Below are 21,317 nucleotides of genomic sequence, written 5' to 3' on the forward strand. Positions count from 1 at the left end.
GTCCGCCGTACGGTGGGCCGCAGCCGCAGGGGAGACCGCCGTATGGCGGTCCGGCGTACGGCGGGCCGGGCTACGGACCTCCTGCCTACGGGCCGCCGCAGTACCGGTACGTCCCGATGCGCCCGCCGCCGCGCCGCAGCGCGGGCGGGACGATCGCGGGCATCTTCGGCGGCCTGACCTCCCTGGTCGTCCTGGCGATCCTGGGGATCTCGCTGTTCGGCGGGAGTCAGGGCGCCGTCGGCGGCACCGGGACCTCCACCACGTCGAGCGGCCCCTCGACGCCCCGGGAGAAGGCGACCAACAGCAAGATCTACAAGACGGGCCCGCTGACGCCGGTGAGCTGCCGCCTGCCGCCGATCCAGCCGTCCGCCCAGTCCATGCGCGGGTTCATGGACACCCTGAGCGACTGCCTGGACGCGACGTGGACCAGGCAGTTCACCAAGGCCGGCATCGCGTTCGACAAGCCCGACCGGGTGTTCTGGGTCGAGCCGGGGCGCAGCCCGTGCGGCTCCTACCCGGCGCCCGGCGCGTCCGCGTTCTACTGCCCGGCCAACAACACGATGTACGTGGGGCTCCGGCACGTCGTGGAGACGTCGGGCGGCGAGCCGCTGTCCCACTACGCCGTCTACGCCCGCGTGATCGCGCACGAGTACGGGCACCACGTCCAGGACCGGGCCGGGATCCTGCTCTACGGGGACGGCCAGATGGAGTCCGGCGACACCGCCACCCGGACGGAGGCGAGCCGCCGCATCGAGCTGCAGGCCCAGTGCTTCGCCGGTGCCTTCCTCGGCAGCGAGCGCACCACCCTCCCGATGACCCGCGAGCAGTACACGGCCATGGTCAACGACGTGCTGGGCAGGGGCGACGACCGCCAGCCGCCGGAGAAGCGCGACCACGGCTCGGGCCGCCACTACGCGGGCTGGGTGATCACCGGTTTCAACGGGCGCGACCTGACCGTCTGCAACACCTGGATCGCGTCCCCGTCCAAGGTGAGCTGACCTCCCGGCCGGGCTTTGAGTTCCTCGCACAGGGACGGCTGAGTGCCGGTACTCATGCCCCGGACGCGGGCGGGCCGCAGACTCGTTCCATGACGACCTCCAAGCCGCCCGCCCAGGCCGGTTCCGCCGCGTTCTTCGTCCAGGCGACGATCTCGTTCGCCGTCTCCAGCACCGCCGTCGCCGTCGGGGTGGCCTACCTGCCGGTCAGCGCGTGGGTCCGCGCGTTCCTGGCGCTCGGCCTGCTGTATGTGATCACGTCCACGTTCACGCTGGCCAAGTGCGTCCGCGACCGGCAGGAGACGTACGCCATCAGCACCCGGGTCGACCAGGCGCGCCTCGACAAGCTCCTCGCCGAGCACGACCCGTACGCGACCCCGTCCCTGTGATCCCGGCCCTCCCCCCACCTGGCGCCGCCGTCCGCGAAGGGCGGCGGCGCACGACGTTCCCCGGCATGGTCAGCCGGTGAAGGGCCACGGGCCGAAACGGCCCGCCGCGACGAAGACCGCGAGCGCGAGGTAGACCAGGTTCAACGCCACGAACGCCGTCTCCCCGCGCCGGCCGTGCGTGACCATCGCGCCGACCATCAGCAGGACCCAGCAGGCGGCGGTCACCGGCACCATGACGGGCGCGACGCCGACCACGGCGGGCAGGATCAGTCCGACGGAGGCGAGGAGTTCCAGGCCGCCGAGCGCCTTCACGAAGCCGTCGCCGGCGCTCTCGGTCCACTGCCCGCCGGGGGCCTCGGCCAGCTTGGCCCTGGGCACGAAGACCTTGCTGACACCGCCGGTCAGCGCCACCGCGGCCAGCAGTCCCGCCCCGATCCACAGTGCCGTGTCCATGAGCTTCCTCCTTGATGGGGACGAGTGGTTCGTCCGCAAGACACCGGCGCCGCGACCCGTGTGACAACGCGACACGTGACCTGCGCCACGGGCGCCCCGAGCGCCGGACCAGCGGCGATGGGACGGTTCATCCGGCATTTCCGGCATGTGAGGCGATTCACCACGAAGTGCTAGCTATGGTGCTTGCAATAGCAAGCACCATGACGGAGAGTGGAGATATGGCGAGTTCGAAGGTCGGCTCGATCGGGGAGTACATCCGGGAGCAGCGGACACGGGCGAAGATCTCGCTCCGCCAGCTGGCGGACGTGTCCGGGATCTCCAACCCGTACCTGAGCCAGATCGAACGCGGCCTGCGCAAGCCGAGCGCCGAGATCCTGCAGCAGATCGCCAAAGGGCTGCGGATCTCCGCCGAGGCGCTGTACGTGCAGGCCGGGATCCTGGAGGACCGCGAGGCCGACACCGACGTGCAGGCCGCCGTGCGGGCCGATCTCGTCCTCACGGAACGGCAGAAGCAGGTTCTGCTCGACATCTACGCGTCGTTCCTCAAGGAGAACGAAGCCAGCGGCGTCCTCGGCGCCGAGCTCGATGTGCCCGCCGAGACCGCCGTACCGCAAGAGGCCGGACCAGAACAGGCCGGACCAGAGCGCAAGGAAAGGAAGAGGTCGGATGACGCTGGCCAGCAACCTTCGTGAGAACAAGGCCGTGTACGCCGTGGCCGGCGCCGGCGACTTCGCGGTGGAGAAGATCCGTGAGGTCCCGGAGCAGGTGACCAGGTACCAGGGCGAGGTCCGCGAGACCGTCGACCGCTACCGCGTGCAGGTCCGCGAGACCGCCGCCCGCTACCGCGGCGAGGTCTCCCGGTACCAGGAGCGCGTGGACGCCAAGGATCTGCCGGGCGCCGCCGTCGCGTACGCCACGCACTTCGGCACCCGCGCCTTCGAGTTCATCGACGAGCTCGCCGAGCGCGGCAAGAAGGTCGTGCACCGCGAGGCCTCCGAGGTCGCCGAGATCGCCGCGGCCGACCAGGCCGCGCCGAAGCAGGCGTCCAAGGCCCGCACCGCGCAGCGCCGGACGGTGCAGAGCCGGGCCACCGGGCAGTCCCGCTCCACCGCGAAGAAGTAAAGGCGCCGAACGACGGAGCCCGGCCGGGAACACCCGGCCGGGCTCCGTCGTCCCTACAGGTGCCTGGTCCATCAGGCCGCCCTGGTGGACGGTGCGCATAGGGTTGCGGTAAAGGAAGACCCGCGTGCGACGAGGAGTCGCCGTCCGAGACGAGCAGGAGCGCTGATCGCCGATGTCGGGCTTCAACGTGCTGGACTACTTCTTCTGGTTGCTGCTGATCATCGCGTTCGTGATGGAGGCGTGGGCCCTGGTCGACTCGCTGACCGTACCCGTGAACGCCTACGCCGCCGCGAGCAAGCAGAGCAAGAAGCTGTGGATGATCATCCTGATCGTCGCGACGGTGGTCGGCGCCGCGTACGCGGTCGCGCCGGTGGCGCTCGGCGCCAGCCCCATCGCCCTGCTGCTCGGCATCCTCCCGGTCGCCGCGTTCATCGCCGCCGCCGTCTACCTCGCCGACGTCCGCCCGGCCGTCGGCCCGTACAAGAAGAACAACGGCGGCCGCGGCGGCTCCCGCCAGGGCCCCTACGGCCCCTGGTGAGCGGCGGCCTTGCGGCCTGGCGCGACGCCAATCCCGAGGAGCGGGCCGCGGGCAAGCGGGTCGGTTCCCAGAGCGCTCACGGCGTGCGGTGGGCGTCGGTTCGCTCTTGGGCGTGGTGCCAGGCGTAGGTGAAGCGGTCGGGGAGCGGCCGCCAGGCGAAGGGGTTGTGGGGGTCCTCCGCGTCGGCCGCGGTCTTCATGTCGGCCTTCCACGCTTCCTGGGGCGGTGGGCCCTGGGTCCGGGGACCGGGGAGGAAGATCTTGCGGCCCTCGCGCGCCTGCTCGCTCCGGATCACCAGATTCCGGGCCACCAGGGGGTCGGCGGCCTTGCGGAGGCGGGCGGGGGTCCAGCGGTTCCACTTCCGCACGTTGCGGTCCGTCGGTTCGTCGAGGGCCAGCAACTGGAGGTAGAGCGCGGCGGAGTCCGGCGGGACGTCGAGGCGCCCGACGGCCTCCTCCACCAGGGACGGCGCCGAAGCCGACGGATCGGCCTCGTATGCCCCTTCCGGCAGCGCGCCGGAACGGATGCGGTGCGCCATGGCCTGGGCGCCCCTCCCGCGCAGCAGGCGCACGCGTTCGAAGGCGTGCCTGCTGTTCCGGGACGCGTCCACCACCTCGGCCAGACGCTCGGTCCGGCCGTCGACGCCGTACAGGGCGGGGCGGAAGAACAGGTTCGCGAGCCGCTGCCGGGCGACGAGTGAGGCGACCGTGAGGCCGTCGTCGACGTAGTCGACCGTGAGTTCGCTCGGGCCGCTGTGGGGGACGGTCCCGAACCTGGAGGTGATCGCGTCCAGCCCCTGCGCCTTGACGTCGAAGAGGCAGGCGGGCAGCAGCAGGCCGGGGTTCGCCAGCCGTTGGAGCAGCAGGTCGTAGGCCGCGGGCGCGCCCTCCCGAACCGGGTCACCCGCGGGAAGCTCCTCGTAGGACCACCGGAGCCCGAGCAACACGGCTTCGATCAGGTTCTGCAGCTGGAGCGTCTCGGCGGCAGGGACGCACTTCTGGTTCTTGTACCTGGGGCTGTCGGCGGACTCCAGCCAGGTGTCCAGGTCCCTGGTGAGCAGCGGGACGGCACCGGGATCGGCGAGCCATTCGCACAGTTGCGCGCCGGTGACATTCGGGGCCGCCTTCTCGGCCGCCTGAACGGTGCTCAGGGGCGCGACCGGCTTCTCGCCGAATCTCTGCCGCCACGCCTGCGAGAGACGCAGCGCGACCTCGCTGAGCCCTCCTGGCTCCCACAACCGTTCCGGATCCTGCGGGAGGATCTCGGCGAGCAGTTCGAGCCGGTCCTCGTCGGTGTGCCCTTCCATGTCCCGGAACCAGGCGTCCTGGAGGTCGCGGAGCGTGACCTTGAGGGTCTTGCGCGCCTGGGCGGTCAGCTCGCTCCCGTTGGAGTTGGGGTGCCCGGGGAACCCGCACAGCGCCACGGCCGCGGTGGTGCGGGACGTGCCGGTCCTCGCGGCCAGGAGGTCCACGGCGCCGCGGTCCCAGGGCACCGGGCCCTTGGCACGGACCAGTGCGACCAGCCGGGTGAGCTGATCGGCGTCACCCCACCTCAGGGGTGCTTCGGCGACGTCCACGACCGCGCCGAGGGCGGGCGGGTCGGCCTGCCCGAACGCGTGGTCGAGGAAGACCAGCTCCGGATTCTCGCGGGCGATCCATTCCGCGTCGGCGCCCCCGATCGTCACGGCCGCCCCGTGCTCGTCCCGTGAGGCGGTGGCGGTCGCGGCCACGCGTCCCCGGCGCAGCCGGACGGCCGGATCGGCCATGGGCGAGCGCGACCACATCTCCAGCAGCGCCAGCAGGCCCTCCCGGTGGTGATCGGCGGTGGCGGGCGAGACGGCCCGCACCGCGACGGCGCCGATCCGTCCGACCAGCGGCCCCCACGGGCAGATGGCGGACGTCTGCCCGGCCGCGGCCGTCGCGGCGTCCTCCGCTCCGGCCAGGAACCGGCCGACCATGTCGATGTGGGCGAGCGTGCTCGTGGGCCGTCCGCCGAACCCGCGTCTCGTGACGAGCCGGCTCAGCATCGCCTCGACGTCGGGTTCATGCTCGGAAAGTCGCGCGCGGTCGTCCGTCCGCCCGGTCTCGTCTGCCACGGCCGCAGTTCTACACCGCGCCGGCGACATTTACTGATCTTTCGTCCCATCCGATCGCTGACACCGGCGAACGGGACCCGCCTGATTCGTCCTGCTTGACGCATGCCGATATGGGCATATGATGAGGTCATGGCACGAGCAGCGACGACGTCGGACGTCTTCAACGCGATCGCCGAGCCGCAGCGCCGGGACATCCTGGCGCTGCTGCGGTCGGGCGAGCGGCCGGTGACCGAGTTGGCCCGGGAGCTGGGGATGACTCAGCCGGGGGCGTCCAAGCACCTGCGGGTGCTCCGGGAGGTGGGGCTGGTGCGGGACCGCAGGGAGGGCAAGCAGCGCCTCTACGGCCTGGACGCCCGCGGGCTGCGGCCGGTCCACGAGTGGACCGGCGGATTCGAGCGGTTCTGGAACGAGAGTTTCGACCGGTTGGACACCTACGTGCAGGACCTCAAGCAGACACGGCAGGAGGAATGACCTATGGCAGGGAGAAGGCAGCCAACGGGGGCGGAGCCGGCGACGGCCGACCGGGAGATCGTGGTCTCCCGGGTCATCGACGCCCCGCGGGAGCTGGTGTTCGAGGCGTTCACCGAGGTGCGGCACCTGTCGCGGTGGTGGGGGCCGGAGGGGTTCACCACCACCACGCGGTCCTTCGAGTTCCGCGTCGGCGGTGAGTGGGACTTCGTGCTGCACGGGCCGGACGGGACGGACTACCAGGAGTGGATCACCTGGACCGAGATCGTCCCGCCGGAGCGGATCGCGCTACTGCACGGTGAGACCCGCGGCGACCCGAACGCCTTCACGTCGGTCCTGACGTTCGCGCCCGACGGCGCGGCGACCCGGATCGAGATGAACACGGTGTTCCCCACCAGGGAACTGCGCGACGAGGCGGTCGAGAAGTACCACGCGATCGAGGGCGGCCGGCAGACCCTGGGCAACCTGGCCGCCTACGTCACCGAGATCGTTCGGAAGGGAGCCGAGGACTGATGGCCGGGAAAGTGTTCTTCAGCGTGTCCATGTCGCTGGACGGCTTCATCGCGCCCGAGTCCCTCGGGGAGCTGATGGGGCGGCAGTGGAGGGAACTGCAGGCGTGGATCCTCCCGCAGCGGTTCTTCCGGGAGAACCTGAACCTCGGCGAGGGCGGCGAGGAAGGGCGCGACAACGACATCGTGCGGGAGACGTTCGAGCGCACCGGCGCGAGCGTCATGGGCAAGCGCATGTTCGACGCGGGCGAGCGGATGTGGCCGGAGGAGGCGCCGTTCCACACACCGGTCTTCGTCGTGACGCACGAGAAGCGCGACCCCTGGGAGCGGCCGGGTGGGACCACCTTCCACTTCGTCAACGACGGCATCGAGTCCGCGCTCGACCAGGCCCGCGAGGCCGCCGGCGACCGCGACGTCCGCATCGCGGGCGGCGGCGCGACGATCCTGGAGTACGTGAACGCCGGCCTGGTCGACGAGTTCTCGATCGCACTGTCGCCCGTGCTGTTCGGCTCCGGTGTCCGCCTGTTCGAGGGCGTGGACGCGGGCCGCGTGGCACTGGAGCCGGTCCGTGCGGAGCCCTCCCCGAGGGCGACGCACCTGACCTACGCCGTCCGGGAGCGGTAGCCGCACGGCGGACGGCGAGCTCACCGGCGGAGCGACCCTTGAGCCGGGCACCGGTCGGCGGGCGCCTCCGCCGGCCGGTGCCCGGCGGTTCAGGGGGAGGGGCGCGACAGCGCGTCCACCGAGACGAGGCCGTGCTCGACCAGGTCCACGGCGCGGTCGAGGGCGGTGCGCATGGACAGGGGGTCGTAGCCCTCGCGGCGGCAGTGCGCGACGACCGCCTGCATGCCGCCGACCGCGATGCCCGCGGCGGCCACCGCGTCGATCTCGGAGATGCCGGGGCACAGTTCGCGCAGCAGCGCCTCGATCGCGTCCTGGGCGTCGGTCATGCGCTGCAGCGCCCTGGCGCGCAGGGCGGGACGCTCCAGGATGAGGGCGACCTGGACGGGGCCGTACTCGCGGTGCTCGGCCACCACCGCCTCCAGGACGTCCACGATGCTGCGCCGGATCGTCTCCATGGGGGACTCGCCGGGGGTGCGGCGCAGCCGCTCGGCGACCTCGGCGAGCCGGTCGTCGATCTCGGCGAAGATCACGTCTTCCTTGGAGGGGAAGTAGCTGAAGAACGTGCGGGGGGAGACGTCGGCGGCGGCCGCGATGTCGGCGATCGTCGTCTCCTCGTAGCCGCGCTCGGCGAACAGGCGCAGCGCGGCCGTCGCGATGGCCTGCCGCGTGCGCATCTTCTTGCGCTCCCGCAGCCCCGGCCGGCCGGCGTCCTCCTCCATGTGACGGACATTACCATGGCTGCAAAGTTGCATCTGTTGCAAAACTGCATGCAATGGGTGTTTTCTGCGGGCATGGCGCGTTTCCTGGAGGCACTCGGACGGCTCTGCGTGCGACGGCGCCGCGCGGTGTTCGAGCTCTGGGTCGCCGCGATGATCGGTGCCGGTGTGCTCGGCCTGGTGCACGGGGGCATGTTCGTCCAGCAGAGCACGCTGCCCGGCACCGAGACCCAGCGCGCCATCGACACGCTCGGGCAGGACTTCCCCGCGATGACCGGGCCGACCGCGACCGTGGTGTTCCACGAGACCCGCCAGGCCAGCCCCGCCGACTGGAGGGTCGCGCTCACCGTCGGCCAGTCGATCGAGAACATCGGCGGGCTCGACCGGGTCGCGTTCGTCGAGAACCCCTACGCGCAGGGGATGGGCGGACTGAAGGACGATGCCGCCGTCGTCGTCCGGCTCAACTTCACCGGCACGATGAGCGACGTCGGCCACGCCGACCTCGACGCGCTGAACCGGGCCGTCGAGCCCGCGCGGATGGCCGGGCTGGAGGTGAAGTTCGGCGGGATCGTCGCGATGATCCTCAACCAGCCGAAGGGCGGGCCGCAGGAGGGCGTCGGGATCCTGCTGGCGATGCTCGTCCTGCTGCTGGCGTTCGGCTCGTTCCTCGCCGCGGGTATCCCGGTCGTGGTGTCGCTGTGCGGGATGGTGGTCGCGTACTCGCTGATCCACTTCCTCGCGTCGATGTTCCAGATCGCGCCGACCGCGCCGATGGTCGCCGCGATGCTCGGCATCGGCGCCGGGATCGACTACGCCCTGTTCATCGTGACGCGCTACCGGCAGCAGCTCGCCGAGGGCGACGACGTCGAGACCGCGGTCGGGCGCGCCATGGCGCACTCGGGCCACGCGGTCGTGTTCGCCGGCGGCACCGTCGTGTTCGCGATCTGCGGGCTGTTCCTGTCCGGGATCGCCTTCATCGGACGCATCGGGATCGCCGCCGCGCTGACCGTCGCGATCATGGTCGCCGCCGCGCTGACCCTGCTGCCGGCGATCCTCGGCGCCCTGGGCCCGCGCATCGACCGGTACCGCATGCCCCGGGTGCGCCCGGACCGCGGCTCCGCCCGCTGGGCGGCCTGGGGGCGGCACGTCGACCGCCACGCCTGGCCGTACGCGATCGTCGCGACGCTCGTCCTGCTGACGCTGTCCATCCCGACGCTCAGCCTGCGGTTCGGGGTGATGGCCGACAGCATGTCGTCCCCGAAGATGGAGGCGCGGCAGGCCTACGACATCGTCGCCGAAGAGTTCGGCGCGGGCCACTACAGCCCGTTCGTCGTGGTCGCGAAGGTGCCGGGCGAGGAGAAGCGCGTCAGACCGAAGCGCGTGGTCCCGACCGTCAAGGGACGCGGGGGGCTGTCCGGCCTGACGGGCCCGGCGGCGGCCGGGCCGAGTCCGTCCCCGGAGCCGGCCCGTCCCAAGGGCGCGCCGGACACGAGCAAGAAGCCCGACAAGCGTGCGGTGCTCCTCGGGCAGGAACTGCGGCAGAAGCTCTCCGAGGTGCCCGGCGTGGTGTTCGCCGGGGAGCCCGTCGTGACCGGGACGACGGCGATCGTGCAGGTCGTCCCGCGGGACGCGCCGCACGCCGCGTCGACCACCGACCTCGTCCACCGCCTGCGGAACGTGGAGCTCCGCGACGCGCGGGCCGCCCATCCGGGCACCCGGATCTACCTCGGCGGGGAGAACCCGGCGATCATCGACATCGCCGCCACGGTCGGGGACCGCATGCCGACCGTGGTCGTCGCGGTGGTGGGCGTCGCCCTCCTGCTGCTGGTCGTCGCGTTCCGGTCGGTGATCGTCCCGGTGAAGGCCGCACTGATGAACCTGCTGTCGATCGGCGCCTCGTTCGGCGTCGTCACGGCCGTCTTCCAGTGGGGCTGGGGCGTCGAGCTGTTCGGCGTCGACCAGGCCATCCCCATCATGTCGTTCATCCCGCTGTTCATGTTCGCCCTGATCTTCGGGCTGTCCATGGACTACGAGGTCTTCCTGCTGTCGCGGATCAAGGAGGAGTACGACCGGACGGGCGATCCGCACGAGTCCGTCGTGATCGGCATCGGCGCCACCGCCCGCCTCATCACCTCGGCCGCGCTCATCATGATCTTCGTGTTCGCCAGCTTCGTCCCGCAGCCGGACCCCATGGTGAAGATGATGGCCCTGGGGCTGGCGGTCGCCGTCGCCATGGACGCCACGATCGTGCGCCTCATGCTCGTCCCGGCGCTGATGAGCCTGCTCGGCCACGCCAACTGGTGGTGGCCGGGCCGCACCCGCCCGACCGCGCCGCCGCCCCCGGAACCCGTCCACGAACAGCTGGAGCTGGAGCTCACGACCTGACCCGCGACCGGCCCACCGCGGACCGGGTCAGGGGATCTGCTCCACACGGACGCCCGGGACGGACGCGTAGAGGTCGGGGTCGGCGGTGACCAGCGGCCAGCGGCGCCACCGGGCGGACCAGGCGGCCTGGGCGGCGTCCATGCCGAGGTTCGGGATCGTCGTGACGAGCAGGCCGGTCTGCTGGGCGATCACGTCGTCGAGGTCGTCGACGTGCACGACCTGCATGCCGGGGAGGCGTTCCAGCAGGGCGCGGCCGTGGTCGGGGACGAGCTGCCAGGCGCGGGCCAGCGAGGTCGCGGGGATGACGATGGTGGCGTGCTGGGCGATGGACGCCCGGAGCCGGGCGCGGACGTAGACGGTCTTGCCGGTGGCGAGGTCCAGGAGTGCGGTCGCGTCGAAGACGTGACCGGTGATCACGCGACGTCCCGGCGGGACGAGGGGCCGCCCTCGACCAGCCGGTCGACCATGGCCTGCTCGTCCGGGCTCGGCGGGCCGAACAGGTCGTCGATCGTGGACGCGTCCCGCAGGTAGGCCAGCTTCAGCCGCGCGCCGTCCGCGAGGAACCCCGACACCGAGGCGATCTTCTTGTCCTCGGCGAGTCCCTGGAGCGTGGCGGCAAGCTCGTCGGGCAGCGTGATGTTGAGTCTCGCCATGGGGCACACGATACACACTCGGGGGCCTCCCAGTGTGTACTCGGGCCCTCCCGGCTCCAGCGGAACGCAGGGCCCGGGACATTCGGCGGCGACGTGTCGATCTGGCCGGGGGCCGTTCGTGTAGAGGGCGGAACATCGATGTCCGAGGAGGATGGTGAGGAAGATGGACGAGGTACGGACGCTGCTCGGCGGCCGTGGACTGGTCGAGTCGCCGCGCTGGCACGGTGACCGGTTGTACTTCTCCGACTGGTCCGCGGGCGAGGTCATCGCGGTCGGATCGGACGGCGCGAGCGAGGTGGTGGCGCGGGTGGAGTCGCTCCCGCTGTGCACCGCGTGGCTGCCGGACGGCCGGATGGTGATCGTCTCGTCGGCGGACGGGCGGCTGCTGCGCCGGGAACCGGACGGATTCCTGGTCACCCACGCCGATCTCGGCCGGCCGGGCTGGAACGACGTGGTCGCCGACGGGCGCGGCAACGTCTACGTCAACCGTCCCGGCTTCGACCCGATGGCCGGGGAGGAGTTCGCGCCCGGGGCGGTCGCCCTGGTGCGGCCGGACGGTTCCGTGCGCGAGGTGGCCGGCGACATCGCGTTCCCCAACGGCATGGCGGTGACGCCCGGCGACTCCACGCTGATCGTCGCGGACTCCTACGGCGGCGGCCTGCTGGCGTTCGACATCGGCGCGGACGGAGGGCTGTCCGGCCGCCGGACCTGGGCGGACCTCGGCGACGGCGTCCCGGACGGCATCTGCGTGGACGCGGAGAACGCCGTCTGGTACGCCGACGTCCCCCACCGGCGGTGCGTGCGCGTCGCCGAGGGCGGCGAGGTGCTGCGCGTGGTCGACCTCGATCGCGGGGGCTTCGCCTGCGTCCTCGGCGGGCCGGGCGGGACCACGCTGTTCGTCACGGCCGCCGAATGGCGCGGCATGACCGAGGCCGAGCCGGTGACGCCCGGCAGCGGCAGGGTCCTCAGCGTCGAGGTCGACGTCCCGGGCGCCGGACGGCCTTGATCACCCCGCCCGGCGGGGCCGCGGCGTGGGCAACCGGAACACGTCCCGCAGCCTGCGCAGGGCCTCCTCGTCGCCGGACGCGGAGGCGGCGCCCTCCTCGATCGCCCTGGCGAGGGAGTGGCCGCCGCCGGTGATGCCGAGGAACGCCTCCTCGCTGATCGTGATGGTCGCGTCGGGGCGCTGGGCGGGCCCGTGCAGTGCCTCGATCGTCCCGTCGTCGACCCGGGCGTGGAAGACCTCGTCGTCGATGCGGAACTCGTACACGGCGCGCAGCCCGGCGGCCGCCTCGGGGTCGAAGCAGGCCCGCAGCCCGAGGACCGTCCAGCCCGGATGGAACGTCTCGTCCGGCCGCCGCTCGCCCATCGCCCATGTCAGTCCCCAGCGGGCCAGCTCCAGGATCGCGGGCCCGAGCTCCTCGCCGGCCTCGGTGAGGGCGTAGGCGGGGGTGCGGGCGGGCGGCGGCAGCGTGGTTTTGCGCGCCAGGCCCTCGCGCTCCAGCTGCTTGAGGCGGGCGGCGAGGAGCCCGGTACCGAGGCCGCGCAGGCTGGCCTGCAGGTCGCCGAACCGCTTGGGCCCGGTCAGCAGCTCGCGGACCAGCAGCAGCGTCCAGCGCTCGCCCACGAGGTCGAGGGTGCGCGCCGTCGCGCAGTACTGGTTGTACGTTCGCTGTTCCACCGCATCACTCTAGGCCCGGCGCCTCCAGGATCACGCGCGCGATGCCCTCCGGATCGGCCACCATCACGTCGTGCGGCCCGTCGATCGGGACCGTCCGGTACCCGACGGACGCGCCGATCTCCCGGAAGGGGAAGACCTGCGGCTCGCAGTGGACGGCCGTGCCGGGGATCCGGTCGACGGCGCCGCTCAGCCGGGTGGTCTCGGTGAACGTCCGCAGCGGCTGCGGGACGAGCCGCGCCGCCAGCCACTCCGCCTCGTCGGTGACGCCGAACAGGTCCGGTGACGGCGGCGGGATGGAGCGCCCGTCCCCGTTCGCCTCGGCCCACTTGCGCATCGCCTCGACGAAGAAGTCGGGCGCCAGGTCGAACAGGCCGGCGCCGTCGCCCCCCGCCCACCCGTCCACCAGCACGATGTGGCCGACGTCCCCGGGCCGCGCGTCGGCGGCCTCCCGGACGACCAGGCCCGCGTAGCTGTGCCCGACCAGCACGCAGTCGTCATGGACGGTGTCGATGGCGGCCACGACCGCCTCGGCGTGGTCGTGCAGCCCGTGGTCGCCGCCCTGCAGATCCGGGGTCAGCGTGCGAGCCCCGGCCGCGGTGAGCACCGGGACGACCCGGTCCCAGGCCCAAGGCCCGTGCCAGGCGCCGTGGACGAGGACGAACGTTGTCATCAGTTCTCCTTGTCGTGCAGTAGGGGGAGCACCCGGTCGGCGAGCTCCTCCAGGGCGGCGTCGTGGTCGTCGGCCGCCAGCCGGATCACCAGGTGGCGGGCGCCGGCCCCGGTGTAGCCGTCCAGCCAGGCGGCGGCCCCCTCGGGCGTCCCGGCGAACATGGCCTGGATCTTCGCGACGAACTCCAGGGGCGCGTTGTAGTAGCGCTCGATGCTCGTCTGAAGCCGCTGCTGTGCCTTCTCCGCGTCGTCGTCCACGCAGAGCGTCGCGTACAGGGCGGGAGTGACCGGACGGACCGTCGCCTTCCGGATGGTCGCGTGCTCCTCCGCGTACGTCGCCGCGTCGAGCGGATAGGGGAGCCAGCCGTCGGCGAGGCGCGCCACGCGGCGCAGCGCGGGCCCGCCTCCCGCCAGCCAGATCGGCGGCCCTCCCGCGCGGGACGGCGGCGGCGAGAGGCGGACGTCCTCGAACGCGAAGTGCTCGCCCCGGTGGGAGACGGCCGCCCCGGTCCACAGCCGCCGGATCACCTCGACGGACTCCTCCAGCCGACCGAGGCGCCGGGCGTGGTCGACGCCGACCGCCGCGAACTGGGCCTCGGTGGCGGCGCCCGGGAATCCGCCGCCCATGCCCGCGATGAGCCGCCCGTCCGCCAGCCGGTCGAGGGTGGCGAGCTGGTGCGCCACCAGGACCGGGTTCCGCATCGCCGGCAGCAGCACCGCCGTGCCGAGCGTGATCCGCTCGGTGGCCTGCGCCACGGCCGCCATCAGCAGCAGCGGATCCGCGCGCGGCCTGGTCACAGGGCTCTCGCCCGCCCAGACCGAGTCCAGCCCGAGCTCCTCCGCCCGCCGCGCCTGGGCCACCAGCCGCCCCGGGTCATGCTCGCCCGAAAGGTCCTGCTCCCGCGTCGGCAGCACGTACCCGACCCTCAACCCCGCCATCTCGCCTCCCGGTCGCCGTGAGGCCCTGATCATAACGATGAACTTCCTGTTTTTGAAGTACAGACTTCAAATGTTGGTAGCGATGAAGGTGTCGAGGGTGAGGGGATGCGCCGCCGGGCGTCCCGGCGTCGGCAGAATCGCCTGCCATGGACATTTACGACGCCATCCACCGCCGACGCGACGTGCGCGGCGAGTTCACCGGTGCGCCCCTGCCGCGGGACGTCCTGGACCGGATCCTGGAGGCCGCGCACGCCGCGCCGAGCGTCGGACTGTCCCAGCCGTGGGACTTCGTGCTCGTGGGAGACCCGGGGATCCGGCGGGCCTTCCACGACCACGTCCAGTCCGAACGCGCCGCCTTCGCCGCGACCCTGACGGGCGCCGCCGCCGAGCGCTTCGCCCGGATCAAGATCGACGGGATCCTGGAGTCCAGCCTGTCGATCGTGGTCACCTACGATCCCGAGCGCGGCGGCCCGGCGGTCCTGGGCCGGCACGCGATCGCCGACGCGGGGCTGTACTCGGTGTGCCTGGCCATCCAGAACCTGTGGCTCGCCGCCACCGCCGAAGGGCTCGGCGTCGGATGGGTGTCGTTCTACCGGGAGCCGCACCTGCGCGACCTGCTCGGCATCCCGGAGACGATCCGCCCGGTCGCCTGGCTCTGCCTCGGCCCCGTCACCCACCTGGAACCCGTTCCGGATCTCGAACGGCACGGCTGGCGGCGCCGCAGGGCACTGGACGCCGCCGTCCACCACGATCGTTGGAGGGAACCGGCGGGCTGATCCGGAGCCGGAACGCCATGTACGCCAGGAAGGACAGGCCCGCCAGCAGGTAGCAGTTGGCGACCGGGGTCAGGAGGACGTGGAAGCCGTACTCGCGCGGGTCGCCGCCGTGGGGCGTCCACCACAGAGGTGAGACGGCGAAGAGGACGTAGGCGGTCAGGGCGCTCTTCCGGTGGCCGTTCCGGAGGAGCACCGCCAGCGCCGGGACGATCCACACCCAGTGGTGCGCCCAGGAGATCGGGGAGACGAGCAGCCCCGTCGCGCCGGTGACCGCCGTCGCGCTCAGCCAGTCGTCCCGCCTCGCCCAGAGGGCGGCGAGGGCGAGCCCGCAGAGGCCGAGGGTCAGCGGTATGGCCGTGTACCAGCCGCCGACCTCGGCCGTTCCCCGCGACACACGGGTCAGGGCGCCATAAGGGGATTGGTTGCTGATGTAGGGGGCGCCTACGCGAGAGGTGTCGTAGAAAATGTGCGACCAGTAGAGGCGGGACGCGTCCGGGGCGATGGCGTACGCAACGAAAGTGCAGACGGCGAAAGTCGCGGTGGCGGTGACGGCGTCCCTGGTCCGCCTGCTCAGCAGGAGCAGGACGACGAAGACGGCCGGCGTCAGTTTGATCGCGGTCGCCGTTCCGATGCCGATTCCGGCTGGGCGACCGCGAGCGACGCGATGCAGGTCGGCAAGGACCAGAGCGAGCAGGACGAGGTTGACCTGCCCGAGGAAGAACGACTGCCAGACCGGTTGGAGGAGCAGGCCCGCCGCCACCACGACCATGAGGGGGACCCTGCGGCCGGCCATTCTCACCGTCAGCCCGCACGCCCAGACGAAAGCCGCCAGCGAGGCCGGTTGCCACAGCATGCGGGCGAGGAGGAGCGGCACGGCGGCCAGGGGGGTGAACAACGCGGCCATGAAAGGCGAGTTGGTGAAATAGTGCTCGGCGAGCTGTTCCTGGTAGAGGCGTGAGCCGTCCGTTATGGCGTGCCCGCCCAGCCAGTAGATGCGGAAATCCAGCGAGTCGTAGGTGGCGGAGAAGACAACGATTCCGAGGGCTTCGACGGCCAGAATGAAAGGTGCCAGGCGCTTCACACGAGCAACGGTTCCGGTAGGGGGATCCGCCGCGCATCGGGCCGCGGGACGCAAGGGCGAAAGGCGTTGTAGCCCGCGGGATTACGCCTCCGGGCCAATGTGCCGGGACGGGGGCGGCGGTTACGATCGGCGCATGTCAGCCCTGTCGTTGAGCCGCGCGGGCCGCGGCACGGGGACGGCCCTCGCCTGGGGCGGCGCCGCCGTGTACCCGGTGGTCCTGTTCCTCACGTTCTCCCAAGGGAGGTCCGGCTTCGAGCAGCTGGAGACCCCCGTCGCGGCGGGTCTCACCGTCGTCGTGGTCCTGCTGCTGCGGCGGCGGGCGCTGACCACCCACGCGATCCTGTTGTTCGCCTGGATCCTCGCCCTGCTGGCGATGTCGTCCGGGGCGGTCGCGGGCCTGCTGGTCCTCGTCACCGACGTCTCGTCCGGCTATGTCGCGGCGACCCGCCCCCGGAAGGTCGCCGTCCCCGTCGCCGTCACGACGTGCCTCCTCCAGGCGGCGGCCGTCACGGCGTTCCTGCACGCCGACGAGATCCTTCTGGTGACGGTCCTGCTGGCGATGGCCGTCACGTTCATGGCGGGGAACTCGGTCAGGACGCGGCGCGCGCACGCCGAGGCGATGCGGGAGCAGGCCACCGCGCAGGCGGTGGCGGCCGAGCGGCTCCGGATCGCGCGGGAGCTGCACGACATGGTCGCCCACAGCATCGGGATCATCGCGATCCAGGCGGGCGTGGGCGGGCGGGTCATCGACTCCCAGCCCGCCGAGGCCCGCAACGCGCTGGACGCCATCGAGGCCACCAGCCGCGACGCGCTGTCCGGGCTGCGCAGGATGCTCACCGCGCTCCGCAAGGACGACCCCGGCGCGGCGCCGCTCGGACCCGCCCCCGGCCTGGACGAGCTTGACCGCCTCGCCGAGGCCGCGGGAGACGCGGGCGTCACCGTCGAGGTCCTCGCGTCGGGCGAGCCGAGGCCGCTGCCGCCGGACGTCGACCTGTCCGCCTACCGGATCGTCCAGGAGGCGGTCACGAACGTCGTCCGGCACGCGGGCACCGACCGCTGCCGGGTGACGATCGGCTACGGCGACGGGGAGCTGGCCGTCGAGATCGAGGACGACGGGCACGGCGGCGTGGTCGGCACCGGGTACGGCCTCGTCGGGATGCGGGAGCGGGTCGCCCTGCTGCGCGGCGAGTTCGCCGCGGGCCCGCGTCCCGGCGGAGGGTTCCGGGTGGCGGCGCGGATCCCGGCGCCGGCGGCGGCCGCATGACGATCCGCGTCCTGCTGGCCGACGACCAGCCGCTGATCCGCGCCGGGCTGCGCGTCCTGATCGCCGACACCCCCGACCTGGAGATCGCGGGCGAGGCCGGGACCGGCGCCGAGGCGGTCCGCCTCGTGGAGGAGGCGAACCCGGACGTGGTCGTGATGGACGTCCGCATGCCCGACATGGACGGCATCGAGGCCACCCGGCGCATCCGCCGTGCGGGGCCCGACACCGCCCGCGTGCTGATGCTGACCACGTTCGACGATGACGACTACGTCTACGGCTCGCTCCGGGCGGGCGCCAGCGGGTTCCTCGTCAAGGACATGGCGCTGGAGGAGATCCTCGCGGCGATCCGCGTCGTCGCCGGCGGGGACGCCCTGATCGCGCCGGGCGTCACCCGGAGGCTGATCGAGGAGTTCGCGGCGCGTCCGCAACCGGCCGCCGGGCGGCCCCGGCACGTGGAGGGCGTCACCGAGCGCGAGCGGGAGGTGCTGACCCTCGTCGGGCTCGGGCTGTCCAACCAGGAGATCGCCGGGGAGCTGGTCATCAGCGTGGCCACCGCGAAGGCGCACGTCGCGCGGCTGTTCGCCAAGCTCGGCGCCCGGGACCGGGTCCAGCTCGTCATCATCGCCTACGAGTTCGGGCTCGTCGCGCCCCCTACAGGCGGTAGTACTACCTGACGTGGTCTGTGCGGTGACCGTCGGATAATCTGGGGGGCGTGAAGGGTCTGGGAGAGCTTGAACGCACGGTCATGGAGGTCCTGTGGGCGCGGGAGGAAGCCGGGCATCCGGCGGCCACCGCGCGGGACGTGAGCCGTGCCCTCGCCGACGACCGGGACCTCGCGCACACCACGGTCATGACCGTCCTCGACAGGCTCGCGAAGAAGGGCTTCCTGGAACGCGAGCGTGACGGCCGAGCGTGGCGCTACCACCCGGTGGCGAGCCGCGAGATGTACGTCACCGAGCTGATGCTCGGGGCCCTGAACGAGACCGGTGACCGCGACGCGGCGCTCGCGCACTTCGTGCGCTCGGTGTCGCGGGGCGAGATCGACGTGATCCGCCAGGCCCTCGCGGGACTCACCGGTAAGGAACCTCCGGCATGACCGGCACCGCCCTGCTCGCATTGATCTCACTGGGGACCGTCGGCGGGGCGCACCTGCTGTCCCGGGCCCGGTGGACGTGGCGCACGCCCCGGATCGGGATCGCGCTCTGGCAGGCCCTCGGGCTGTGCTGGGGCATCGCCACGATCGGCGCCCTGCTCGGGCTCGCCCTCCTGCCGTACCGCAAGGGCGTCCTCGGCGGGCTGCCCGGCCTGTACGACGACCAGGCGGCCCGGCTCAACCCGGTGCAGGTGGCGGCCCTGCTCGCCGCGATCAGCCTGACCGGCGTGCTGCTGGTCATGCTGATGTTCGCCGTCCTGCGGGTCGTGCGGGCCCGGCGGCGGCACCGGGCCCTGCTCGCACTGGTGTCGCGCCGCGACTCCTCGGTGCCCGGCACCCTCGTCCTCGACCACCCCGGCGCCGCCGCGTACTGCGTGCCGGGGGTCCGCTCGTCCAAGGTCGTCGTCAGCGCCGGGACCATGGAGCTGCTCGACCGCGGCGAGCTGGCCGCGGTGCTCGCGCACGAGCGCGCCCACGCCCGCGAGCGCCACGACCTGGTGCTGCTGCCGTTCGCCTCGCTGCGCCAGGTGTTCCCGCAGTTCCGGCTGGTCGGACGGTGCCTGGACGCGGTGGAGCTGCTGATCGAGATGGCCGCCGACGACCGGGCCCGGCACGGCCGCCCGCCGCGCGAGCTGGCGACCGCGCTGCTGCGCTTCGCCGCCGCCCGCCCGGCCGCCGCGCCGTCCGGCACGCTCGGCGTCGCCTCGCACAGCGACATCCCGGTGATGGCGCGGGTGAACCGGCTGCTGGAGCCGGAGCCGCTGCCCCGCCGGACCCGCATCGCCGCGTCGGTCGCCGTCCCGGTCATCGCCGTCCTCCCGCTACTGCTCCTCGTCCTGCCGCACTAGTCCGCCAGGACCGTTCCATAGAGGCGGGCGACGCGCAGGCGGATCACCAGCCGCCGGTCCTTGACCATCTGCTCCAGGAACGCCCGCTCGTCCGCCGGGTCGTCGAAGCCCGGCGTCATCGCGAGCAGCTCGCGCCCGGTCGCGTCACCGGGCTCCTCGCTGACGCCGGACAGTTCGGCGGCGCCCTCGGCGACCGCGAACGACAGGTGGCCGGCGCCGGACGCGTGCAGCGCGGCGCGCGGGTCGCGCCGGAGCTGCTTCACCTTCGCCCGGTCGGCCGTCGTGGAGATCCGGACGACGCGCTCGTCCGGGTCCCACGTGTAGATGACCGTGGAGACGTGCGGGTGGCCGCTCTTCCTGGTCGTGGCGAGGACGCCGAACTGCTGCTCGCCGAGGAGGCGGGACAGGTCGTCCTCGCCGATGGGCTTGGGGCCGGGTCCCTGTCCGGGGCCGTACTCGGTCATCGTGATCTCCCTACGGGTGTGGGCGGGGGCGGGTTCAGACGCCGGTGGGGACGGACTCGACGGGCGCGGCGGCGGCCACGGGCGCCGGGCGGCGGAGGACGAGCAGCGACACCGCGAGCGCGGCGACCAGCAGGCCCGCCGAGACGGTGAACGCCAGGTGGTAGCCGCCGGTCAGGGCGGCGGCGGTGTCCCGCCCGTCCGCCCGCAGGGACTCGACGCGGGACGCGGCGAGCGTGGTCATGACCGCGACGCCGAGCGCCATCCCGACCTGCTGGACGGTGTTGAACAGGCCGGACGCGAGGCCCGCGTCCTCGGGACGGGCGCTGGACATGCCGAGTCCGGTCAGCGACGGCAGCACGAGCCCGCCGCCCGAGATCAGGATGAATACCGGGAGCAGGTCGGTGACGTAGTTCGCGTCCACCGGGACGGTCGTGAGCCAGGCCATCGCGCCGATCAGCAGGACGAGCCCGGCCACCAGCACGAAGCGCTCGCCGAAGCGGTTCGACAGCCGCGCGGACGCCAGCAGGGACACCGCCCCGATCGACACGGCGGCGGGGAGCATCGCGAGCCCGGTGCCGAGCGCGCTGTAGCCGAGCACCTGCTGCATGTAGAGGGCGACGATCACCTGGAACGAGAACATCGCCGACAGGGTCAGCAACTGGACGGCGTAGGCGCCGGACACGTTGCGGGAGCGCAGGATCCGCAGCGGCATCAGCGGCGTCGCCGCGCGGGCCTGGCGGACGGTGAATCCGGCGAGCAGCAGCAGCGACAGGGCGCCGAGGCCCAGCGTGTGCGCCGACAGCCATCCGTACCGCTCGACCTTGACGACCGTGTAGATGCCCAGCATCAGGCCGGACGTGACCAGCGCAGCGCCCGCGACGTCGGCGCCGGCGGCCAGACCGGCTCCCCGGTCGCGGGGGAGGGCGGGAAGGGCGAGCAGCATCACGGCCAGGCCGATCGGCAGGTTGATCAGGAAGATCCAGTGCCAGCTCAGCGCGTCGGTGAGCACGCCGCCGAGCACCTGCCCGATGGACGCACCGGCCGCGCCGGTGAAGCTGAACACCCCGATCGCCTTGGTCCGTTCGCGGGGGTCGGCGAAGAGCGTCACGAGGATGCCGAGCACGACGGCGGAGGCGAGGGCGCTGCCGACGCCCTGCAGGAATCGGGCGGCGATCAGCAGGCCGGACGTGGTGGCGGCGCCCGCCAGCACCGACGCCGCCGTGAAGACGGCGTTCCCGGCGAGGAACAGCGTGCGGCGGCCGACGAGGTCGCCGAGGCGCCCGGCGAGGAGCAGCAGGCCGCCGAGGGGGATCAGGTAGGCGTTCATGATCCAGCTGAGCCCGGCGGGCGAGAAGCCGAGGTCGTCCTGGATCGCGGGGGCGGCGACCGTGACGATGCTGCCGTCCAGGATGGTCATCAGCATCGTGGCGGACAGCACGCCGAGCGCCGCCCACCGGGAGCGGAGCGGGGAGAGCGAGAGGGAGGGCATTGGTCA

Annotated in this window: 26 protein-coding genes; 15 read left to right on the forward strand and 11 right to left on the reverse strand. The window is 72.4% G+C overall.

Annotation, left to right across the window (positions count from 1 at the left end):
* Positions 1-116: 116 nt before the first annotated feature.
* Both BJ999_RS05850 and BJ999_RS05855 read left to right on the forward strand, forming a co-directional pair.
* The gene (locus tag BJ999_RS05850) at positions 117-998 is read left to right on the forward strand and encodes a neutral zinc metallopeptidase (protein ID WP_179832333.1); all 882 of its coding nucleotides are present in this window, start codon (positions 117-119) and stop codon (positions 996-998) included.
* An 89-nt stretch (positions 999-1,087) separates the two neighbouring features.
* On the forward strand, positions 1,088-1,384 hold the full coding sequence (locus BJ999_RS05855; protein ID WP_179832334.1) for a YiaA/YiaB family inner membrane protein: 297 nt from the start codon (positions 1,088-1,090) through the stop codon (positions 1,382-1,384).
* A 69-nt stretch (positions 1,385-1,453) separates the two neighbouring features.
* Here BJ999_RS05855 and BJ999_RS05860 read toward each other — a convergent pair whose 3' ends face one another.
* Positions 1,454-1,837 (reverse strand): DoxX family protein, encoded by a 384-nt coding sequence (locus tag BJ999_RS05860; protein WP_179832335.1) that lies wholly within the window; start codon positions 1,835-1,837, stop codon positions 1,454-1,456.
* 218 nt (positions 1,838-2,055) lie between these two features.
* On the opposite strand from BJ999_RS05860, the gene BJ999_RS05865 reads away from it, so the two are divergent.
* The 3 genes from BJ999_RS05865 to BJ999_RS05875 all read left to right on the forward strand — a co-directional run bounded on the left by BJ999_RS05865 (position 2,056) and on the right by BJ999_RS05875 (position 3,497).
* Positions 2,056-2,529: a helix-turn-helix domain-containing protein gene (locus BJ999_RS05865; RefSeq protein ID WP_179832336.1), complete on the forward strand. Its 474-nt coding sequence runs from the start codon at positions 2,056-2,058 to the stop codon at positions 2,527-2,529.
* A complete protein-coding gene (locus BJ999_RS05870; protein ID WP_179832337.1) occupies positions 2,504-2,959 on the forward strand; it encodes a hypothetical protein in 456 nt (151 codons plus the stop codon). Before BJ999_RS05865 ends, BJ999_RS05870 begins: the two co-directional genes overlap by 26 nt.
* Positions 2,960-3,131: 172 nt before the next feature.
* Positions 3,132-3,497, forward strand: a complete 366-nt coding sequence (locus tag BJ999_RS05875) for a DUF2516 family protein (RefSeq protein ID WP_218934961.1) — start codon at positions 3,132-3,134, stop codon at positions 3,495-3,497.
* Between the two features lie 76 nt (positions 3,498-3,573).
* Here BJ999_RS05875 and BJ999_RS05880 read toward each other — a convergent pair whose 3' ends face one another.
* Positions 3,574-5,592, reverse strand: a complete 2,019-nt coding sequence (locus BJ999_RS05880; RefSeq protein ID WP_179832338.1) for a hypothetical protein — start codon at positions 5,590-5,592, stop codon at positions 3,574-3,576.
* 129 nt (positions 5,593-5,721) lie between these two features.
* On the opposite strand from BJ999_RS05880, the gene BJ999_RS05885 reads away from it, so the two are divergent.
* The 3 genes from BJ999_RS05885 to BJ999_RS05895 are packed head-to-tail and all read left to right on the forward strand — an operon-like array spanning position 5,722 to position 7,193.
* Entirely contained in the window at positions 5,722-6,063 is a 342-nt protein-coding gene (locus BJ999_RS05885) for an ArsR/SmtB family transcription factor (protein ID WP_179832339.1), read from the forward strand.
* Between the two features lie 3 nt (positions 6,064-6,066).
* Positions 6,067-6,573, forward strand: coding sequence for an SRPBCC family protein (locus tag BJ999_RS05890; RefSeq protein ID WP_179832340.1), 507 nt, complete (start codon positions 6,067-6,069; stop codon positions 6,571-6,573).
* A complete protein-coding gene (locus tag BJ999_RS05895; protein ID WP_179832341.1) occupies positions 6,573-7,193 on the forward strand; it encodes a dihydrofolate reductase family protein in 621 nt (206 codons plus the stop codon). The genes BJ999_RS05890 and BJ999_RS05895 overlap by 1 nt, the downstream gene beginning before the upstream one ends.
* Positions 7,194-7,282: 89 nt before the next feature.
* On the opposite strand, the gene BJ999_RS05900 is transcribed toward BJ999_RS05895, so the two are convergent.
* On the reverse strand, positions 7,283-7,912 hold the full coding sequence (locus BJ999_RS05900) for a TetR family transcriptional regulator (RefSeq protein WP_179832342.1): 630 nt from the start codon (positions 7,910-7,912) through the stop codon (positions 7,283-7,285).
* A gap of 72 nt (positions 7,913-7,984) precedes the next feature.
* Here BJ999_RS05900 and BJ999_RS41240 point away from each other — a divergent pair, with 72 nt between their 5' ends.
* A complete protein-coding gene (locus tag BJ999_RS41240; RefSeq protein ID WP_218934962.1) occupies positions 7,985-10,294 on the forward strand; it encodes an MMPL family transporter in 2,310 nt (769 codons plus the stop codon).
* A gap of 27 nt (positions 10,295-10,321) precedes the next feature.
* Here BJ999_RS41240 and BJ999_RS05910 read toward each other — a convergent pair whose 3' ends face one another.
* A complete protein-coding gene (locus tag BJ999_RS05910; protein ID WP_179832343.1) occupies positions 10,322-10,711 on the reverse strand; it encodes a hypothetical protein in 390 nt (129 codons plus the stop codon).
* The gene (locus tag BJ999_RS05915) at positions 10,708-10,947 is read right to left on the reverse strand and encodes a ribbon-helix-helix domain-containing protein (protein WP_149263024.1); all 240 of its coding nucleotides are present in this window, start codon (positions 10,945-10,947) and stop codon (positions 10,708-10,710) included. The genes BJ999_RS05910 and BJ999_RS05915 overlap by 4 nt, the downstream gene beginning before the upstream one ends.
* A 163-nt stretch (positions 10,948-11,110) precedes the next feature.
* Between BJ999_RS05915 and BJ999_RS05920 the strand changes: the two genes are divergently transcribed.
* Positions 11,111-11,953 carry an SMP-30/gluconolactonase/LRE family protein gene (locus BJ999_RS05920; protein ID WP_179832344.1) on the forward strand — a complete coding sequence of 281 codons (843 nt, stop codon included), beginning with the start codon at positions 11,111-11,113 and terminating at the stop codon, positions 11,951-11,953.
* On the opposite strand, the gene BJ999_RS43435 is transcribed toward BJ999_RS05920, so the two are convergent.
* The 3 genes from BJ999_RS43435 to BJ999_RS05935 are packed head-to-tail and all read right to left on the reverse strand — an operon-like array spanning position 11,954 to position 14,236.
* A complete protein-coding gene (locus BJ999_RS43435; RefSeq protein WP_179832345.1) occupies positions 11,954-12,628 on the reverse strand; it encodes a winged helix-turn-helix transcriptional regulator in 675 nt (224 codons plus the stop codon).
* Positions 12,629-12,632: 4 nt separating this feature from the next.
* Positions 12,633-13,298, reverse strand: coding sequence for an alpha/beta fold hydrolase (locus BJ999_RS05930; RefSeq protein ID WP_179832346.1), 666 nt, complete (start codon positions 13,296-13,298; stop codon positions 12,633-12,635).
* Positions 13,298-14,236 carry an LLM class flavin-dependent oxidoreductase gene (locus tag BJ999_RS05935; protein ID WP_179832347.1) on the reverse strand — a complete coding sequence of 313 codons (939 nt, stop codon included), beginning with the start codon at positions 14,234-14,236 and terminating at the stop codon, positions 13,298-13,300. Before BJ999_RS05935 ends, BJ999_RS05930 begins: the two co-directional genes overlap by 1 nt.
* 146 nt (positions 14,237-14,382) lie before the next feature.
* On the opposite strand from BJ999_RS05935, the gene bluB reads away from it, so the two are divergent.
* Complete coding sequence (gene bluB, locus BJ999_RS05940) at positions 14,383-15,012, forward strand: 5,6-dimethylbenzimidazole synthase (RefSeq protein WP_179832348.1); 630 nt, start codon at positions 14,383-14,385, stop codon at positions 15,010-15,012.
* Here bluB and BJ999_RS05945 read toward each other — a convergent pair.
* Complete coding sequence (locus tag BJ999_RS05945) at positions 14,906-16,093, reverse strand: glycosyltransferase 87 family protein (RefSeq protein WP_179832349.1); 1,188 nt, start codon at positions 16,091-16,093, stop codon at positions 14,906-14,908. The genes bluB and BJ999_RS05945 overlap by 107 nt on opposite strands.
* 133 nt (positions 16,094-16,226) lie before the next feature.
* Here BJ999_RS05945 and BJ999_RS05950 point away from each other — a divergent pair, with 133 nt between their 5' ends.
* From BJ999_RS05950 to BJ999_RS05965, 4 genes are read left to right on the forward strand one after another with little or no spacing between them, the layout of a single operon-like run.
* The gene (locus BJ999_RS05950) at positions 16,227-17,357 is read left to right on the forward strand and encodes a sensor histidine kinase (protein WP_179832350.1); all 1,131 of its coding nucleotides are present in this window, start codon (positions 16,227-16,229) and stop codon (positions 17,355-17,357) included.
* Complete coding sequence (locus BJ999_RS05955) at positions 17,354-18,031, forward strand: response regulator (protein WP_179832351.1); 678 nt, start codon at positions 17,354-17,356, stop codon at positions 18,029-18,031. The genes BJ999_RS05950 and BJ999_RS05955 overlap by 4 nt, the downstream gene beginning before the upstream one ends.
* Positions 18,032-18,069: 38 nt before the next feature.
* Positions 18,070-18,453 carry a BlaI/MecI/CopY family transcriptional regulator gene (locus tag BJ999_RS05960; RefSeq protein WP_179832352.1) on the forward strand — a complete coding sequence of 128 codons (384 nt, stop codon included), beginning with the start codon at positions 18,070-18,072 and terminating at the stop codon, positions 18,451-18,453.
* Entirely contained in the window at positions 18,450-19,358 is a 909-nt protein-coding gene (locus BJ999_RS05965; protein ID WP_179832353.1) for a M56 family metallopeptidase, read from the forward strand. The genes BJ999_RS05960 and BJ999_RS05965 overlap by 4 nt, the downstream gene beginning before the upstream one ends.
* Here BJ999_RS05965 and BJ999_RS05970 read toward each other — a convergent pair.
* The gene (locus tag BJ999_RS05970; RefSeq protein ID WP_179832354.1) at positions 19,355-19,822 is read right to left on the reverse strand and encodes a TIGR03618 family F420-dependent PPOX class oxidoreductase; all 468 of its coding nucleotides are present in this window, start codon (positions 19,820-19,822) and stop codon (positions 19,355-19,357) included. The genes BJ999_RS05965 and BJ999_RS05970 overlap by 4 nt on opposite strands.
* A gap of 34 nt (positions 19,823-19,856) precedes the next feature.
* A complete protein-coding gene (locus tag BJ999_RS05975) occupies positions 19,857-21,311 on the reverse strand; it encodes an MFS transporter (protein WP_179832355.1) in 1,455 nt (484 codons plus the stop codon).
* Positions 21,312-21,317: the final 6 nt, after the last annotated feature.

It is taken from the genome of Actinomadura citrea (assembly GCF_013409045.1).
Lineage (GTDB): Bacteria > Actinomycetota > Actinomycetes > Streptosporangiales > Streptosporangiaceae > Spirillospora > Spirillospora citrea.

What these genes read in the sequence shown, in the direction of transcription:
- BJ999_RS05885 (WP_179832339.1), top strand. Translation starts at nt 5,722, where the DNA reads ATGGCACGAGCAGCGACGACGTCGGACGTCTTCAACGCGATCGCCGAG.
- BJ999_RS05890 (WP_179832340.1), top strand. Translation starts at nt 6,067, where the DNA reads ATGGCAGGGAGAAGGCAGCCAACGGGGGCGGAGCCGGCGACGGCCGAC.
- BJ999_RS41240 (WP_218934962.1), top strand. Translation starts at nt 7,985, where the DNA reads ATGGCGCGTTTCCTGGAGGCACTCGGACGGCTCTGCGTGCGACGGCGC.
- BJ999_RS05955 (WP_179832351.1), top strand. Translation starts at nt 17,354, where the DNA reads ATGACGATCCGCGTCCTGCTGGCCGACGACCAGCCGCTGATCCGCGCC.
- BJ999_RS05970 (WP_179832354.1), bottom strand. Translation starts at nt 19,822, where the DNA reads ATGACCGAGTACGGCCCCGGACAGGGACCCGGCCCCAAGCCCATCGGC.
- bluB (WP_179832348.1), top strand. Translation starts at nt 14,383, where the DNA reads ATGGACATTTACGACGCCATCCACCGCCGACGCGACGTGCGCGGCGAG.
- BJ999_RS05860 (WP_179832335.1), bottom strand. Translation starts at nt 1,837, where the DNA reads ATGGACACGGCACTGTGGATCGGGGCGGGACTGCTGGCCGCGGTGGCG.
- BJ999_RS05965 (WP_179832353.1), top strand. Translation starts at nt 18,450, where the DNA reads ATGACCGGCACCGCCCTGCTCGCATTGATCTCACTGGGGACCGTCGGC.
- BJ999_RS05900 (WP_179832342.1), bottom strand. Translation starts at nt 7,912, where the DNA reads ATGGAGGAGGACGCCGGCCGGCCGGGGCTGCGGGAGCGCAAGAAGATG.
- BJ999_RS05875 (WP_218934961.1), top strand. Translation starts at nt 3,132, where the DNA reads ATGTCGGGCTTCAACGTGCTGGACTACTTCTTCTGGTTGCTGCTGATC.
- BJ999_RS05870 (WP_179832337.1), top strand. Translation starts at nt 2,504, where the DNA reads ATGACGCTGGCCAGCAACCTTCGTGAGAACAAGGCCGTGTACGCCGTG.
- BJ999_RS05950 (WP_179832350.1), top strand. Translation starts at nt 16,227, where the DNA reads ATGTCAGCCCTGTCGTTGAGCCGCGCGGGCCGCGGCACGGGGACGGCC.
- BJ999_RS05895 (WP_179832341.1), top strand. Translation starts at nt 6,573, where the DNA reads ATGGCCGGGAAAGTGTTCTTCAGCGTGTCCATGTCGCTGGACGGCTTC.
- BJ999_RS05855 (WP_179832334.1), top strand. Translation starts at nt 1,088, where the DNA reads ATGACGACCTCCAAGCCGCCCGCCCAGGCCGGTTCCGCCGCGTTCTTC.
- BJ999_RS05920 (WP_179832344.1), top strand. Translation starts at nt 11,111, where the DNA reads ATGGACGAGGTACGGACGCTGCTCGGCGGCCGTGGACTGGTCGAGTCG.
- BJ999_RS05930 (WP_179832346.1), bottom strand. Translation starts at nt 13,298, where the DNA reads ATGACAACGTTCGTCCTCGTCCACGGCGCCTGGCACGGGCCTTGGGCC.
- BJ999_RS05975 (WP_179832355.1), bottom strand. Translation starts at nt 21,311, where the DNA reads ATGCCCTCCCTCTCGCTCTCCCCGCTCCGCTCCCGGTGGGCGGCGCTC.
- BJ999_RS05850 (WP_179832333.1), top strand. Translation starts at nt 117, where the DNA reads ATGCGCCCGCCGCCGCGCCGCAGCGCGGGCGGGACGATCGCGGGCATC.
- BJ999_RS05935 (WP_179832347.1), bottom strand. Translation starts at nt 14,236, where the DNA reads ATGGCGGGGTTGAGGGTCGGGTACGTGCTGCCGACGCGGGAGCAGGAC.
- BJ999_RS05915 (WP_149263024.1), bottom strand. Translation starts at nt 10,947, where the DNA reads ATGGCGAGACTCAACATCACGCTGCCCGACGAGCTTGCCGCCACGCTC.
- BJ999_RS05865 (WP_179832336.1), top strand. Translation starts at nt 2,056, where the DNA reads ATGGCGAGTTCGAAGGTCGGCTCGATCGGGGAGTACATCCGGGAGCAG.